The 17,256-nt window shown below is 45.6% G+C and carries 12 protein-coding genes; 2 read left to right on the plus strand and 10 right to left on the minus strand.

The features are described 5' to 3' along the window. Positions 1 to 121: 121 nt before the first annotated feature. The 6 genes from VIP81_RS22490 to VIP81_RS22515 all read right to left on the minus strand — a co-directional run bounded on the left by VIP81_RS22490 (position 122) and on the right by VIP81_RS22515 (position 10,478). Positions 122 to 2,884, minus strand: coding sequence for an MGH1-like glycoside hydrolase domain-containing protein (locus VIP81_RS22490; protein ID WP_331966700.1), 2,763 nt, complete (start codon positions 2,882 to 2,884; stop codon positions 122 to 124). Positions 2,885 to 2,938: 54 nt separating this feature from the next. Continuing rightward, complete coding sequence (locus VIP81_RS22495) at positions 2,939 to 4,402, minus strand: RagB/SusD family nutrient uptake outer membrane protein (RefSeq protein ID WP_331966702.1); 1,464 nt, start codon at positions 4,400 to 4,402, stop codon at positions 2,939 to 2,941. A 31-nt stretch (positions 4,403 to 4,433) separates the two neighbouring features. Further along, positions 4,434 to 7,823, minus strand: coding sequence for a TonB-dependent receptor (locus VIP81_RS22500; RefSeq protein WP_331966704.1), 3,390 nt, complete (start codon positions 7,821 to 7,823; stop codon positions 4,434 to 4,436). A gap of 180 nt (positions 7,824 to 8,003) precedes the next feature. Next, a complete protein-coding gene (locus VIP81_RS22505) occupies positions 8,004 to 9,086 on the minus strand; it encodes a FecR family protein (protein WP_331966706.1) in 1,083 nt (360 codons plus the stop codon). A 60-nt stretch (positions 9,087 to 9,146) separates the two neighbouring features. Continuing rightward, the gene (locus tag VIP81_RS22510) at positions 9,147 to 9,701 is read right to left on the minus strand and encodes an RNA polymerase sigma-70 factor (protein WP_331966710.1); all 555 of its coding nucleotides are present in this window, start codon (positions 9,699 to 9,701) and stop codon (positions 9,147 to 9,149) included. Positions 9,702 to 10,028: 327 nt separating this feature from the next. Further along, a complete protein-coding gene (locus tag VIP81_RS22515; RefSeq protein WP_331966712.1) occupies positions 10,029 to 10,478 on the minus strand; it encodes an SRPBCC family protein in 450 nt (149 codons plus the stop codon). A 407-nt stretch (positions 10,479 to 10,885) separates the two neighbouring features. On the opposite strand from VIP81_RS22515, the gene VIP81_RS22520 reads away from it, so the two are divergent. Further along, the gene (locus tag VIP81_RS22520) at positions 10,886 to 11,818 is read left to right on the plus strand and encodes a pyridoxal phosphate-dependent decarboxylase family protein (protein WP_331966714.1); all 933 of its coding nucleotides are present in this window, start codon (positions 10,886 to 10,888) and stop codon (positions 11,816 to 11,818) included. Between the two features lie 321 nt (positions 11,819 to 12,139). Further along, complete coding sequence (locus tag VIP81_RS22525; RefSeq protein ID WP_331966716.1) at positions 12,140 to 13,717, plus strand: arylsulfatase; 1,578 nt, start codon at positions 12,140 to 12,142, stop codon at positions 13,715 to 13,717. 78 nt (positions 13,718 to 13,795) lie between these two features. Here VIP81_RS22525 and VIP81_RS22530 read toward each other — a convergent pair whose 3' ends face one another. The 4 genes from VIP81_RS22530 to VIP81_RS22545 form a co-directional block, all read right to left on the minus strand. After that, positions 13,796 to 14,905, minus strand: a complete 1,110-nt coding sequence (locus VIP81_RS22530) for an FAD-dependent monooxygenase (RefSeq protein ID WP_331966718.1) — start codon at positions 14,903 to 14,905, stop codon at positions 13,796 to 13,798. A gap of 60 nt (positions 14,906 to 14,965) precedes the next feature. After that, complete coding sequence (locus tag VIP81_RS22535; protein ID WP_331966720.1) at positions 14,966 to 15,802, minus strand: helix-turn-helix domain-containing protein; 837 nt, start codon at positions 15,800 to 15,802, stop codon at positions 14,966 to 14,968. A gap of 66 nt (positions 15,803 to 15,868) precedes the next feature. Then, positions 15,869 to 16,612 carry an isocitrate lyase/phosphoenolpyruvate mutase family protein gene (locus VIP81_RS22540; protein ID WP_331966723.1) on the minus strand — a complete coding sequence of 248 codons (744 nt, stop codon included), beginning with the start codon at positions 16,610 to 16,612 and terminating at the stop codon, positions 15,869 to 15,871. A 13-nt stretch (positions 16,613 to 16,625) separates the two neighbouring features. Further along, positions 16,626 to 17,066, minus strand: a complete 441-nt coding sequence (locus VIP81_RS22545) for an SRPBCC domain-containing protein (protein ID WP_331966725.1) — start codon at positions 17,064 to 17,066, stop codon at positions 16,626 to 16,628. Positions 17,067 to 17,256 lie beyond the last annotated feature (190 nt).

The following is a 17,256-nucleotide window of genomic DNA, read 5'->3' on the forward strand; positions in this document are numbered from 1 at the left end:
AAGTTTACCAACTTTACAAGTTAATATATACTAAACAATATTCTTTGTCTTGTTTTCCGGCAGGGAGATAATTCCCCTGCCGGATTTTCAGCGGAGCATTGCCACAGATATGCTGAACATTTTAACGGGAATGACTGGCAGGAAAAATATGCAGGGTACCGCTTTTATTGGTAGCAGGAAGCGTGAGCTGTAGCACGCCTTTTTGCAAACGCTGAACGATAACCCGTTTTTCATTAAACTGGGCCTGGTATTCCAACTCCGGGTTCATCACCACCAGCAGCGCGCGTTGATGTGCAGTGGTGGCCTCGTCGAAAGAGAGATCTGCCTGATAGGAGGAATAGTTACTGCTGAATGATTGCTTATTGATCCAGATTTCAAAACCGGGAGTAACGGTGCCTGTTTTATAATACGCCGCAAACCATGATAGTACAGGTGTTGACAAACCCGAAAACTGATGCCAGCCGGCGCCTCTGCCGGATGCTGCCAGGAAGTGCTCAAACGTATAGTAAGAAGCATCTACTTCTCTTTTATAAACATCCAGACCTTTGGAAGCCACCTGCCAGGCAAGGTCGCTCTTGTTGAGATCCAGCATCGTTTTCCAGACAAACCACTGATGGGGCATCCACACGGCTCCATTCCAATAACCATCTATGCGATAGTAAGGAGCCGATTGGTCCACCACTGTAATACCGGAAGGACTCCACATATGTTGGGGCGAAAAGATTTTGTTGATCAAAGTATCCTGTTGGCTACCTGTACACATCCCTGCGATAAGTGGGTACGCGCCATCCAGCCCCATATTGAAATTGACGCCGGATACAGGGTCTTTATAAAAACCTGTAGCGCGACCGCTGCTGTCATGCATCACGTAGGAGTAATATCCGCTTGTCGCATCCCAGGCATTGTTTTGCAGGGCCGCAGTAAAGCGGCTGATATCCCGGTCGTATTCCTTGAGATCGGTGCTCTTGTTCAACGCGCTGGCAGCCATTCTCAGGATTTTTGCTACACGGATAATATGCGCGGTGGTGACCACCGGTGTTACCTGTTTTTCCAGATGTTGCTGATGAACACCTGCCTGTGGTGGATAATCATCCCATCCGCCGGAATTGTAGAAATAATCCCAGGTTTTCAGCAGGTGAGATGATAATACGTCGGTGGTACTGCTACCCCGATAACCTGCCAGGAATTCATAATATTGTTTAAGCCGTGGGTAAAAGTATTGGAGTAATGCTTTGGACTGCGTTTTATTCCACAACTCCAGGAACACATAGATCTGGACCGGCAGGGGAGAACCGTGGTGAATAAATGCAGACTGGCTTCCCGGCGCTGTTACATAAGTGTTGATACATTCCATGGCGGTAGTTGGATTTACCGTGGAAAGACCCAATGCCGTAAAGCCAAGATCCCAGGTGTACAGGCTGTTCCACCACTTGCCTGGCGTAAAGTGTTTGATATACTGGTTTTGTGTATAGATAGGATACACTACATTTGAAAGCAAGGTACTTTTCAGTAGCTGTTGACTGAACAGGTATTTTTTTCCTTCTTCCAGTATTCCTTTTTCTTCCGCTATGGTGTCTTTTAATTGCGCTGCAAAGGCTGTTTTTAAAGGGCTGTTCTTTTTCAGCGTGGACAGCACTTCCGTTTGTGTGCCGCAGCTAATGAGCGCTGTACAGGTTTGAGAAGAATGGGGATCGAGTTGTACCGGCCGGATAAAAATATTGGCATAGTCACCTTTCATATTTCCATTCAGCACTTTGGCTACGTGATTATGTGTTTCATTCCGGAGAAAAATATCCAGTTCATCATTTTTTATCTCCCGGATTTTGAAAGGTTCCTGATCCCAGGTGATCCCGTAATACAGCGGCAGATCAGCATATTTGAGCAAAAGGGTACGCGCATCGGGATCTTCTTCGGTGACAGGTGTTTTATGTAAGGCAACAGGAACGATGGCAGGTGGTTCATCCGATGGGGCGGTGGAAACAAGAAATCCATTCAATTGAATATCCCCTCCTCCCAGTGTGGTAAGTGTTAAACGATGGTGGTTATTATTGCTGACGTCAAACGGAATATCTAAAGTTGCAAGAGAGTCGCTTGCTTTGAATACAATTCGCTGATCTGTCAGCCCGGAGAGTTGTACGGCCGATGCCTGCGCATTTTTTAATGTATAAATAAAGTGCAGGCTGCCCTTTTTAATGCCGGAAGGTATGGTGATGTTATACTCAATTTTATCGCCTGCGTTTCTGCCAAATCCTTCTCCGATACCGCGTCCGTTGATCAGCCGGGCATCGCGTATTTCTCCCCGCATCCATCCGTCATGCACCAGGTTGGTGGTAGGTGTGTTAGTGGCAAATGAGAGGGAATGATAATTTACAGCATTATACCATTGCGCGCCTTTCGCATATTTTACGGTATACATACCGTATTGCTCCGGATAGGCAACGGAGGATACCAGGTTCAGGGAAAGGTGCTGCGGAAGGGCCGTATTATTCACGCAATGCATGGATACCAGCACAGACGAGGCATTGATCTGTGTATACGTAACATCTGTGTATACCTGGTCTTTCCATTCCAGTTCATACCGGTAGGTAATCACACTCCCGTCATTTTTCACCTGCCATGGAAAATAAGAAGATTCAAACCGCACATTCGGTATCAGGATTTTATTGCGGTAATAACCGGGTAGTACTGAAAAGTCGAATCGCATACCTGTGGTAATATCAGGAATATGGGAGATGCCTGCATATTGTTTGGAATAAGGGCCCCAGGCGGGTAACGAGAGATCATGGGTGGCATTGAGTTTTGCCGTATCAAGCTGCACCTGCGCGGAACTATGAACTGTGTGGAACAACGCCACGCATAAAGCAAATCCTTTTATTATTTTCATCGCTGCTGGTTAGAAAAATGGCTATATACTCCCGGAGTATATAGCCATTTATGTTTAGTTAGAACCTTCGTTTTGTGTGATCTTTGTTTTATTGATATCGATCTGGCTTTGCGGGATAGGGAACACGAGGTTCTGCTGTGTCACCGGATTTACCAGGTTGATCTGGGTAGATTTTCCATTGATCACGGGGATAGCGCGATCTGTTCTTACGAGATCATACCAGCGCAGGTTTTCAAAAGCAAATTCCATTCTTCTTTCATGTTCCATAGCGAGCCGGAAGGCGGCCTGGCTGGGCACCTGTGCGGCGGTGAGGTGGCCGAGTCCGGCGCGGAAACGCACGTTGTTAAGATACGTAAAGGCATCTCCATCGGCCACGTATCCTGCTTCGTTTAAACATTCTGCATACATCAGTATCACATCTGCATAACGGATAATAGGGATATTATTTCCATTATCATTGGCAATGGCTGGCACATCAAAATATTTTTTAACGAAGTTGCCGGGAATGGTACTGCCACCGGCATTCACGTAGGAAGTGGCCACCGTGGTCGCTTTACGGAGATCACCTGCTTCGTATTCATTCACCAGGTCGTCGGTAGGCATATTATTTCCGCCACCACCAAACATGATGACAATATTCCCGGAGTTTTGCGGCGCAAATGAATTAGGCCATGAATTTCCCTGGCCGATACCACCGGATTTATATTGCACATCAAAGATGGCTTCTTTATTATTTTTGTTACTCACCTTGAAAAAATCTGCATACACCGGCACCAGCGCATATTGGTTTCCGTCTATCACTGCCTTCAGTTGCTGGGCAGCCGGTGCATATTTCTTTTGCGTTAGCAACACGCGGCCAAGCATCGCTTTGGCAGCGCCTTGTGTAGCACGACCAGCATCTGCGCCGGTATAGGAAACCGGCAGTGCTGCCGCCGCCTCTGTGAGGTCTTTTTCTATTTGTGCATATACTTCTTCTTTGGGGTTTCTTCCGTATGCATAACCATCATCCGGATTGGTGATTTCTTTTAACACCAGCGGCACATCTCCAAAGGTGCGCACAAGGTTAAAATAAAAGAGGGCGCGGAGAAATTTCGCTTCTGCAATATACCTTGCCTTCAGCGCATCGTCGATGGCAATGGGGTCAATACGTCCCAGAATTGCGTTGCAGCGCCCGATAGCTGTATAGCTGTTGCTCCAGCGGTTATTGATATACGGATTGGTGGTGCGAATATAAAAGCGGTCGAATTCGTCCTGGTCTGTTACGGAACCGGAAGCTACTGCCACAGAATTATCAGACCTGATTTCTCCGAAAATGTAGCTGTCAACGCCGTAAGTGCCACCCGTCCGGAGTGCGTTATAAGCACCGTTGACCGCGTTTTTAAAGTCTTCCGCCGTCTGGTAAAAATTATCGGTAGTCACGGAAGATATGGGCTTCAGGTCTATAAAACCTTTGCCGCAGGAAGACAACAATAGCACAACTAATGCGGTCTTGTATATAGTGCGATGATTGAATTTCATGAGACGTCAATTTTTTTGTTTAAAGCATATATTAGAAACCAACGTTGATACCAAAAGTCACGGTTCTTGACAGCGGATAACTGCCGTAGTCAACGCCACCTGTAAGCGGTCCTTCATAATTACTTACTTCCGGATTGTAGTTCAGGTATTTGCTCCAGGTGTAAAGGTTCTGTGCAGAAGCGTATATCCGTATGCGTTGTAGCTTCAGACGATCGGTAACAGCTTTTGGCAATCTGTAACCCAGGCTTATATTCTGGATGCGCAGGTAAGAACCGCTTTCCACCCAGCGGGAAGAAACGGCATTGTTATTACCGCTGGTACGCGCATTGGCTCTTGGTTCTTTACCATTACCAGGATTTTCCGGAGAACGCCAGCGATCGAGCACCAAAGCCAGGTTGTTACCTCCGCCTTCCAGGTTATCAAAGAAGCGACGGCTCAGGTTAAGGATCTGACCTCCCTGTGTGCCCTGGATGGAAATAGCCAGGTCAATATTTTTATAGGAGAAGGTGTTGTTCATACCATAGATGAAATCAGGTTGGTTATTACCAATGAGGGTCCTGTCTTTCGCATCAATGATACCATCGCCGTTTACATCTTCATATTTCACATCTCCGGGTTTGGTAGTATTATCATGTGGATTGGAATGCAGGTCAGCAGCATCTTTGAAGATACCCAGTTGCTTGTATCCGTAAAAGCTACCTATAGGCTCGCCTATCATGGTAATATTTGTTTCTCCCACACCGCTACCACTCAAAATAGGGTCACCTGTGGGCCCGAGCGCCAGTACTTTGTTCCGGTTGAAAGAAAGGTTCGCATTGGTGGTCCAGGTGAACGCACCGGTAAAGTTGTAACTGGTCACACCAAATTCGAAACCCTTGTTGCTCATCCTGCCGATATTTTTTATAGCAGTCGAAAACCCGGTGAGGGTGGGCACATTAACGGACAGTAAGAGGTCTTTGGTGGTACGGTCGTAATAGTCAACCGTGAGAGCAATCCTGTTTTTTAACAGGCCGATATCCACACCCAGATCCAGTTGCTGATTACGTTCCCAGCTCAGCGCGGGATTGCCGAGTGAGCTGATAGCAAGACCGGTAACGATGTTATTGTAGAAGCTATAGTTGGCGCCACCTACATTTCCTACGTAAGGGTAGGGGTTACTGGATGCATTGTTTCCGGAAAGACCATAACTGACGCGCAGTTTCAGCTCAGACAACAGTGGCAGGTTTTTCATGAAGGGTTCTTCTGTTACCCGCCAGCCGCCAGATACTGCGGGGAAAGTACCAAACCTGGTATCTGGGCCGAACACGGAAGACCCGTCCCGGCGCACCGATAATTTCAGGAGGTATTTTGTTTTATAGTTATAGTCTATCCTGGCAAAGTAAGATACCGTGGCATTTTCCGTCATCTGGGAAGTCACGGATGCTGGTTGTCCGGCTGCATTCAGCGTTTGCACAATATCGTTGGCGAACGTGTTACCTGTTTCCTCGGAAGATTGATATTGCAGTTTGTTGGATTCCGTTCCGGCCAGTACTTCCAGGTTGTGTACTTCTTTGAAGCTTACATTATAGCTCAGTACCTGGTTCACCAGCCAGCTCACGCCCTGTTCTGAAAACGCCCTTCCCACAGCAGCCGTAGGCGGTAACAGTTGGTTCAGTGGCATCTTTGACGTGGTGTAGGCATTTCTTCTGTTCTGATAAATATTGGCGTTGCCGGATACCCTGTATTTGAGATTAGGAAGAAACCTGTATTCTGCGTAGGCATTTGATAGCAGGTTTGTTTCCTGGTATGGGCTGTTGTATTCGGTAATATTGGCCACAGGATTGGTGATGCCCGGCAGATTATACGGTGCGGCGAGGGCAGTCATGGAAGAATAGCTGCCATCGGCACTGTAGATAGGCGCCATGGGTATGGTATTGAGTGCGGCATTGATAATACCGTTGTCAGCCCAGTGCCCGTCGGATTTTACTTCCTGTGTTTTTTTGTAAGATGGATTAATGTTCACGCCAATAGTGAGCTTCGGGGCGGCTTGAATGTCTACGTTTGCCCGCAGGGTATAACGATCCATCGTTGATTTTTTGATAATGCCATCCTGTGTCATATACCCTGCGCTGATGGCGTATTGCACATTTTCAGAACCACCGGTGGCAGAGAACTGGTAATTGCTGACAGGGGCGGTACGGAAGATGCGGTCCTGGTAGTTGTAGTCCGGGAGTGCGGCCACTTTTGCCGGGTCATCGAAATTAAACCAGTCAAACAAATCACCGCGGGGATAACGATACCGCAGGTAATTAGAAGGGCGCGCGCTGTTGGGGTCTGAGATCTGTGCACCGGGTACATTGTCGAGGTAGGCATTGTTAGCGGCATCTTTCGCAAATGCGGCATATTCCTGAGAACTCAGCACATCCAGTTTTTTAGTCACCTGTTGAAAACCGGTATATACATTCAGGCCGATGTTTGTTTTGCCGGGGCGGCCTCTTTTGGTGGTCACGAGGATTACGCCATTAGAACCACGGGAGCCGTAGATCGCCGCGGAAGATGCATCTTTCAGTACATCTATCTTATCAATTTCTTCTGCATCAAATAAGCCGAAAACGCCCGCTGATACGATGTTGCCGTCGACCACGATCAACGGACTGGTTCCTGCCGTGATGGAACCGAAACCTCTTACTTTGATGGCAGGTGTTTTGCCGGGACTGCCGGAATTTTGTTGCACCACCACACCGGCTATTTTACCCTGCAAGGCACTGGCCACATTCGATACAGGCATATCATGGATTTGCTGCATGGGAACAGAAGCAATAGCGCCGGTTACATTTTGTTTCTTTTGCGTGCCGTATCCCACTACGACCACATCGTTGAGGTTACTGGAAACAGCCAGCAATACCACATTAAGCGTTGTTCTGCCAGCGAGTGGCAGCTGCTGTGGCGCAAAACCGATGTAGCTAAATAACAAGGTATCATTGGCAGACCGGATATTGAGTGTATAACGCCCTTCCGCATTGGTAGCCGTGCCGATGGAGGTGCCTTTGACGTTGACGCTCACACCCGGCAGCGGCTGATTATTGTTGTCAGTTACCACCCCGCTCACCGTGGCCCTGGTGGCGTGTTCCACTTCTCCTGTTTTTTCAGATGAAATAACGATCAGGTTATTTTCCATCTCCTGGTAGTGTAGTCCGGAATTCTCCAGCAATTTGTTGAGCGCATCGGAGACCTTGGCGTTTTTAACGGAGAAGTCTACTTTCCTGGTTAAACAGGAGAGATCATAATTATATAAAAAACGAACTTTCGCCTTCTTCTCAATGGCCGTCAGAATAGTACGTAGCTCCACCTGTTCAAAGCTGGCAGTGATGTTCTGGCTGAATAGTTTTGTAGCGCTGACCTGGGAAGCAGTAAGAAAGATGAGTAGCATAGAAAGCTTCATACATAGAAGGAATTTAAGCACACGAGGTGTCATCACCCCGCTGGAAGGGGGTACGTTTTTTTTCATAACTTTGTATTTATGGTTTAAGAAGAAGAAACCCGTTGATTTTCCCGATCGGAGGTTTCTGATACATTAGACTTTATCGGGGAATGTTTGCGCATTTCCCGATTTTTTTTGCTGCTATTTGTAAATATTTACTTCATTATTTTCGATTTTAAACGTGAAAGGAAGCGACAGCCGGAGCGCTGACAATACATCGTGGATATTTTCATTTTCAAATTTTGCGTGAAATCGGTATCCGGCCACAGTGGCGTCATTAAAGACTATTTTTACATTGAACCATCTTTCCATTTCATCAGACATCTCCCTGAAATTTTCACCGTCAAAAACCAGTTTGTTATACACCCATGCTGTTTCTACCATGGCGGTATCTGCGGCATTCTTTTTAAGATATTTAACCGTCATATTATTGGCAGCAGCTAGTGGTGCAGTGTTGTTGGTCTGATCGGACACGTTTTCCGGCAGCCGGTCTATCACCACTTTTTCGTGTGGATGAAGCAATAGTACCTGCTGCTGATTATCACCGGTTCCCGATACCTGTATCAGTCCCCTGATCAGCGTGGCTTCTGTTTTATGATCTTTCGGGTAGCATTTCACATTGAAAGCGGTACCCAGTACCCTTACGTTCAGGTCGCGGGTACGAACCATAAAAGGACGCCCCGGATCTTTCGCCACATCAAAGTAGGCTTCTCCCTCCAGTTCTATTTCCCGGATGGAATCTGTGAAGTTGGCGGGATAACTGATCCTGCTTCCCGAATTGAGCCATACAATACTCCCGTCGGGCAGTAACAACCTGGACTTGGCGCCGGGCTTGGCGATGGTTTCTATACGCGCAGCCATGGGCGCTTGATGCGGGCGTCGGAATTGCTTCACCCCCCACCAGGAAAGTACCAGCAGTCCTGTAAGGGCTGCGGCCATGGTAAGGAAGCGCCGTATATGATAACGTGGACGACTATCGGAAAATGGGTCTTCAGGCATTTGGTCGGCTGCTGCCTCCAATACATGCCGGAAGTGCGCTTCCGGGTCTTCGGCTTCTTCTGCCAGAGGCTTAATGGGCGTGGACCAGTAATCAGCCAGGAGTGATAGAAACAGGGCATCTGCCGGATGCTCCTGTAATAGCGAATCCAGTTCCTTTATTTCTTCGGGAGATGCTTCTCCGGATAATTTTCTGGCCATCAGCTGTGCCATCCGTTCGTTATGCATTGGACCTTGGTTAGTCATAAAGACAAGGAAATAAAGAGATGACCCTAAAAAATAAATAAATTATTTTTTGAGCTGCTTTTTGGGGAAAGCCGTAAAGTGGGGCTGTACTTTTTCGGAGATACGCTTCACAGCAATGACCATCTGGGCATCTACCGTATTAATGGAGAGATGGAGGATTTCGGCAACGTCCTGGTACCGGAGCCCGTCTTCCCTTACCAGTTTAAAAATCATCTTGCACCTGGGAGGGAGGGATTCCACCGCAGCAGTAATCTTATTCAACAGCTCAGCGCTCATCATTTTCTCGTCCGGCGCCTGATCGCGGCTGAGCGCAATATCAATATGATTGAAAGGTTCCGTTATTTGGCGGTGCGCTTTGGAGGAAAGGTAATTGAGTGCACCATTCTTTACGGCCACGTAGAGGTATACACGAATATTTGAAATAGCCGTCGCCTTTTCCCGCTGTTTCCAAAACCGGATAAATACATCATCCACTATTTCCGCCGCCGCTTCTTTTACTTTAACAATGGAATAGGCAAACTGGTTAAGCCGGGGGGAATAGTATTGAAACAACCGGCGAAATGCCTGTTCATCCCCATTCCCGATTCGCTGCAGCACAGCAACAGGCTCCTCATTTATATGATGTGATGAGTCTATCACGCAATCGATTGTAATAATTTTGATGAATTAATATGAAATGGGCGTATTCCCGCCGACCTAAAATACATTGTTTTAGTTTATGAAGGATACTTTTATAGAAAACTCAGCGTAAATATTTTTTGTAAAACAGTGAGGTCATCATCCAAATTCATGGTAGTAGGAGGTAGGTTTCATTTCTAAGTAGCCCTGGTTGACCAATATATTTATTGTTTCTTTGACAATAAAAAAAGCCTGCAGGGAAATTAATCCTGATGGCTTTTTTCAAGTATATAGATTTTTGCGGAATCAGGCGTCTGGTATTTCCGGCTCAACGAGCTTAGTCAATTTTTCCAGCGACTCCTGCCAGCCTAAATAACACATTTCTACGGGTATCATAGCCGGAATACCTTCCTGTGTAATTTTTACTTCTGTACCTGCGATCGTTTTCCGAAGCCAAACGGTAGTAACCATTTCACCCGGAAGATTAGGGTCGTCGAATTTATCGGTGTATTGCAGAAACTCATTAGGCTTAAGCTCCACATATTTTCCACCGAAGGAATGACTATGGCCAGTAGTGAAGTTGTGAAACGACATTTTAAAAGCGCCGCCTGTCTTCACATCCATTTCATGAACAGTGCAAAGAAAACCATAAGGAGGTAACCAGGAAGCAATGGCTACAGCTTCCGTGAAGGCCCGGTATACTTTTTCCGGAGAAGTTTTAAGAACCCGGTGCAATGAAACTTTGTTGTCTGACATAACATCATTTTTAGGATTCCTACTCGTCTGGCTTTTCGGTTTCGCCCGTTTTTACAGTGGTCGCTGCTCCACTTGTTTCATTAATTATTTTACCTGTTAAAAGCAACACTACAAAGATGGGCTGAAAATTTTGTTTTGATAGTGGGTAAATACGACAGTTTAACGGGGTGATTGCGACCAGCTAAAATTTTTCCCGATTGCGAAAATCAAATTCCCGATAGCGTGCGCTTGTCCTTTGGGCAGCGGCTACATTTGCATGCTAAAAGCTCATTAGACTATGAAGCAATTCTATTTGCGTATTCCGGTAAAGGCACTATCCGTCCTCTTTATACTTCTGTTTGCGATTGGCAATCAGCTCATGGCGGAAGATATTTTATCTGCTATAAAAGGTAAAGTACTTACTTCGGATGGCTTACCTGCAGGCACTCCGTTTCAGGATATTTGTTTCCGACAAGGCCCATTTCAGCAACCAGAAAAATGCGTGGCTATTGGGAATGGGGGAGCAGGCGATTGTAAAAGTAAAGACAGATAGCCGTTTCCGTATGGACGCCGCCGCACTTAAAGCCGCTGTGGATGAGCAGTTGAGACAGGGAAATATTCCCATTGCGATTGTAGCCACCGCGGGTACTACCGATTTAGGTAATATAGACCCCTTGCAACCTATTGCCGACATTGCGGCTGCGTATCAGTTATGGATGCATGTAGATGCCGCCTATGGCTGCGGTCTGCTGCTATCCAACAAATACCGCCACCTGCTGAAAGGAATAGAACGGGCGGATTCTGTTACTATCGACTACCATAAGTCTTTCTTCCAGCCAATCAGCAGCAGCGCCTTTCTTGTGAAAGATAAGTCCACGCTGCAACTGGTCCGGCATCATGCGGATTATCTGAATCCGGAAGATCAGGACTACGACGAATTACCTGCACAGATCAATAAATCAATTACCCAGAGTACCCGCCGCTTTGACGCGTTGAAACTCTGGTGTACACTGCGGCTGATGGGAAAACATACACTCGGCCTATATACGGACATGATGATAGACACCGCCGCAGCTACCGCCGCCTTGCTGCAGCAGGACCCGGAGTTTGAGCTGCTCAGCAGTTCAGATCTGGGCGTGCTGGTATTTCGTTTCAGGCCGGCCGGTATTAAAACAGACTTGTCGGCCCTGAATCTCCGGATTAAACAAGCCCTTTTCTTCGAAGGGGTATGTATTGTAGCCAGTACCAAAGTGGAGAATAATTTCTACCTGAAGTTTACCATTCTGAACCCTGTTACTACCGTATCGCATATACGGGAAATGCTATCTGTGATTAAATCCAAGGGTTATAGCCTGCTTTGATCAGCAGGCATAATGAAATGAAAAGTCCCGGTGCGCAGGTGCCGGGACTTTTTGGATGAGGGCAAATGCGACACGCTGACGCTCCGGTCTTCGAAATTTATTGTTTATCTCTAAAACATTTCCAAATAATTGGTGTTATATACTCGTGTACATAATAAACATTCATTAACTGTGTACAGGCATAAACAATTAGATCATTATTCCGGAGGAACCACTCTGATCTGATTTTCGTATTGTACGAACGATAGTTATGCCTGGTTGCTGGTTAATAATGATCTGATTAGTTTTTGTTTAAGGCGCAGCACATCAAAAACACTGACTATGTTGGATTGTATTAAACAGCTTAAAGCCCTGATGACTGTTTGTCTAATAGGGACTTTAACCTCCAGTGCCGTTCAGGCACAAAAAAAGCCAAACATCCTGGTGATCTTTGGCGATGACATTGGCGTTCCCCAGATAAGCGCCTATACAAAGGGTTTGATGGGCTATCAGACGCCCAATATCGACCGTATCGCCAACGAAGGTGTCCTTTTCACTGATTCTTATGGGCAACAGAGTTGCACTGCCGGACGTGCCTCCTTTATCCTTGGGGAGGAACCTTTCCGTACTGGTCTGTTAACCATTGGTATGCCGGGAGATCCCCATGGTATTGCCACCTGGATGCCTACTATCGCTGACGTGATGAAAACTCAGGGATATGCTACCGGCCAGTTTGGAAAAAATCACCTGGGAGATCGCGACGAGCATCTGCCTACCAATCACGGTTTCGATGAGTTCTTCGGTAACCTTTACCATTTAAATGCAGAGGAAGAACCAGAAGGTTACTTCTACCCTAAAGATGCCCAGTTCAGAAAAGCATACGGGCCACGCGGTGTGATACGTTCCACTGCCGATGGAAAAATTGAAGATACCGGTCCACTGAATGTTAAACGCATGGAAACAGTGGATGAAGAGTTCTTAGGCGCCGCCAAAACATTCATCAACAAAAATGCTAAAGCCGACAAGCCATTTTTTGTATGGTTTAATAGTACCCGCATGCACGTATTTACGCATCTGAAAGCTGCTTCCCTGGGCAAAACCGGAAAGGGCATTCATGCTGATGGTATGGTGGAACATGATGGTATGGTTGGAGAACTGCTGAATCTATTGGATGAGCTGAAAATTACAGATAATACAATAGTTGTGTACACTACCGACAACGGCGCAGAATTAGCCCTATGGCCTGATGGTGCGATGACCATGTTCCATGGTGAAAAGGGAACTACCTGGGAAGGCGGTTTCCGTATTCCGATGATGGTTCGCTGGCCTGGTAAGATCAAGCCTGGAACTGTCAGCAATGAAATCATTTCATTGATCGACTGGTTCCCTACACTCTGCGCTGCTGCAGGTATTCCTGACATCAAGGAGAAAATGGCTGCAGGATATACCGCAAATGGTAAGAAGTTTAAAGTACACCTGGATGGTTATAATTTCCTGCCCTACCTGGAAGGTAAAGAGCAAAAAGGTCCAAGAGATGTGATCTATTATTTTGATCAGGGTGGTAACTTAAATGCGATCAGGTGGAATGACTGGAAAACCAGCTTTGCTGTGAGCTCTGAAGGTAATATTGCCACTGCTACCAGGGAAGTTACGTCGTGGGCTATGATCACTAACCTGCGAATGGACCCCTACGAACGCGGTCTGCAGCAAGGCGGTGAAGCGATGAAGTTCTTTGCGCAACAAATGTGGCTGCTGGTTCCTATTCAGGGAAAAATAAAAGATTTCTTCGGTGACTTTATGAAGTACCCTTTCCAGGAAGGAGGTTCTCTGAATTCCGGAGGTATCAATTATGGCCTGTTGCGGCAACAGGAAGCCATGAAGCGGTTACAGGATGTGGAACGTCTTTCACGACCTAATTAAATAAAACTAACAACATGGGCGCACTTACAAAGCTGTTGATAGAACAGCTTTGTAAGTGCGTTTTTATTGGGTAAGACGCTAAAAAATATTCGTTTGTTGGTTCCTTATGCGAATGGCTTCTTCCGTTAGCGGGATAAGCCGCTCCAGGCCCTCGTTTACAACACTTGCCTGTACTTCTTCAATAAAAGGCCGGAAACGCGTGTTGTATTCCTGGAATGCCAGTTCAACATTGTCGGGGTATTGTTGAAAGGCATCCGCCAGGGCGGCAGCTCCATCAATAGCCAGTGAGCCACCTCTGCCTGCCGCCGGGGAAGGGCAGTAGCCGGCATCCCCCACCAATGCGACCTTGCCCTTGGTCCATGAGGGCATTTTCATTTGGCATAGCTTATCAAAGTAAAAAGTTTTCGAGTGCTTCACTTCTTCCAGTAATTCCGGTGTTCGCCAGCCGGTTCGGGAAAATTGATTCAAAATTATATTCCGCTGCATTGCTTCGTTTCGGTAATCATAAGAGATTTCTTTCTCTGAAAAAAAGCAGAGGACGATATCGGTTTTATTGTTGTAGGCATTCAGCATGATCATCTTCCCAGGCTCATTATACATTTGTGTGGTATTCTCCCGGATCAATAATTTATTTACGATCGTGATGGAGAAATAAGTTTTAAGGAAATGAGAAAATTGGGCTTCCTCGCCAAACCAATATTTTCTGACAGCTGAATGTATGCCATCGCAGCCGAATACCAGGTCAAATAAGCGATTGGAGCCACTTTTGAAAGCTACATTTACCTGGTCACCTGCTTCCTTTAATGAGGTGATGCTATCGCCGAAAATAAATTCCACGTTATCTTTCACGGCTTCGAATATCATCTGGAGCAATACATCCCGTTCGATTTCATATTCATCATTCTCCTGTTGCATAGATATCGATCTTTCATTGCCATCCTCCGCATTTTTAAATTCCATCAATTCCATGGTTATTCTCTTGGCCTGAATTTGCCCGAGTAATCCCATCCGTTTCACGATGTCAATGGTGTTTCCCATGATGTTGACGGGTGTGCCACCTTTTTTGAGTGCCGGCGCAATTTCAATTACGGTGATTTTATAGCCTGATTGGCTCATCCAGTAAGCTGTTGAAAGGCCTGCAAAACTTGCGCCCGAAACGAGTACGTGTTTTTCTGTTAATGATTCCATGATGCAAAGGAACACGGTATTGTCAGGGTAAACAATGTCAAATACAAAGCAGGTATTGTATTATTCGAGGTTTTTATTCCGAAATGCCAATGGGCTCATGCCGGTAGTTTTAGTAAAAAACTTTGAGAAATAGGGATAGTCATCGTAGCCTAAAGCAGCAGAAATTTCTTTGATAGATTTATTGGAATGATAGAGTAAACGTTTTGCTTCTAAAATAATACGTTGCTGAATGTGGTGAGAAACGGAGTAGCCAGTGGCGTTTTTGACGCATTCGTTCAAATAAGGAGGGGATATGTTTAATTGCTGCGCATAGGCAGCCGGACTTTTAATGTTGGTGAAATTGCTTTCCAGTGCTGATTTAAAGGCATCTGCTATGAGTTTATATCGGGAGATTTTATTGATGGACGTAGCAGATGCCAGATATTGTGAAATAACCAATGCCACCAGGGCGTTGCAACTATCTTTTAGTATGGAAGGATAGAGTTTTTCACTTTTACGATCGGAAAATTTCATACAAAGTGCTGCCGCTGCTGAAATGATGGAAAATGTTTCCCGGTCCAACATTAAGGGTTTCGCTGGGGTAAGACTTTCCAGCAATTTCAGGTATTCCGGATGCAGGCTTTCATTATTAATCGCCCAACTGGTAACCGTCATATTTTTAAGTCTGAGGATACGATGTACCTGGTCCGGATGCATGTACACAACGGACGGGGATTTAATTTCCACTTTTTGAAAATCAATTTCAATGATAACGGTTCCGCTTTCCAGCAAAAAGAAAGAATGGCGATCCTCTCTGTGTGCTAATTTTGCTTCGTCTGTAGCGTTTAAAGCCGCTTCTTCCGATTTACTTAGCTGTAATCTATCAATGGCAATACCTACCTCGTAATGGTCTGCCATCGTATTCACCCGAATATTTTCGTTTTTTTTGGGCACCGTTTTTTTCTGTTATACGGGCAAAGGTAATTAAAACAGTGGCTCGAATGATTGCTGCGCCTTCACGTCTTTCACCAATCTATCTAACTGATTGTAAGAAGCTCTGTATAAAAAAACTACCATACTGATTCTCCGGACGCCATATTCAGACAAGGTTTGTATAGACGAAAGTTTGGGAGAACCCACCACATTTAAAGGAAGGGTAGTAGATGAAGCGATTTTCCGGATAGTATCCGCATCTGAAATAGCCGTAACAAACAAGCCATCCGCTCCCGCATCCTGGTATAATTTGGCTCTTCTTATCGTTGTTTCCAGTGGAGCATCCACTTTCAAAAGAAAACCGTCTGTTCTTGCATTGATGAAAAGTTGCTGGTTGCTTTTTTTCAAATGGTTTTTAATGGCATAGAGTTTCTTTAAATAAATTTCTTCCCCCTGCGAATCTTCCAGATTGATCCCAGCTACGCCTATATCCATAAGTTGCTGGATGTTTTCTGTCAGCTCTTTCAGATTATCCGTATATCCTCTTTCCAAATCAACTGATAACGGAATATTTGTACTTGCTTTGATCCTTTGTATCATATACAGCAGTTCGCTGAATGGTATCTTTTCTCCATCCTCATATCCTAAAGAGTTGGCAATAGCACCGCTTGAAGTGCCAATGGCATCATATGCATTTTGTTCGATTATTTGCGCACTCTTTACATTCCATGCATTCGCAAGCATCAGCGGTGTATGCTGATGGTGTAATTGGTAAAACGTTTCGTAATGGTTCATGACGATCGTGTTTTTAGAATATATCCACTCCTTTGCCTGTTGTAATCAGGCTAAATAAACTTTTTTCTATCAGCTGGCCCCAGGCTCCCGAGCAACCATTATAACATTCGATCGCCGGTGTCAGTCCATGATGCGTGAAAGTTAATTTGGTTTTTTCTCCCGCTGTAGAAATGTCAAAAACAATTTTTGTGTTCAGCCATTCCTCTTTATGCGCAACAAAATTTATGTTGCTTTCAGTGATCAGCCATACCACCTTTTTGTCGGGAATGATTTCAACTACCTTTTGTTTTGACAAATGGAGATCCCCCATACGATAGGTAAACTCCTCATTGAGTTGGTGGGTGTTGCCATTAATTTCTCCCTGCCACCAACCCCGAACATTATTAATGGCATCGAATACTTCTTTGGGAGATTGGTCTACCAGAACGGTTGTTGTAAAATCGGTCTCCTTCATAATCGCTGGTTTAATCACTTTCGTGCTGTTTTACCAAAGATACAGTCTTAATTAGGCAGTATGGTGGTGTGAAATGGACTTTCTTAGGGGGTGATTCGGACATATTCAGGGTGCGGCAGGTGATTGGACTTTCTGATTCCAGTATTTTTCTTTTATGAAAATGGAAGTCTGTTTTATATAGATAGGATTC

Source organism: Chitinophaga sp. (assembly GCF_036566945.1).
In the GTDB taxonomy this organism is placed as follows: Bacteria; Bacteroidota; Bacteroidia; order Chitinophagales; family Chitinophagaceae; genus Chitinophaga.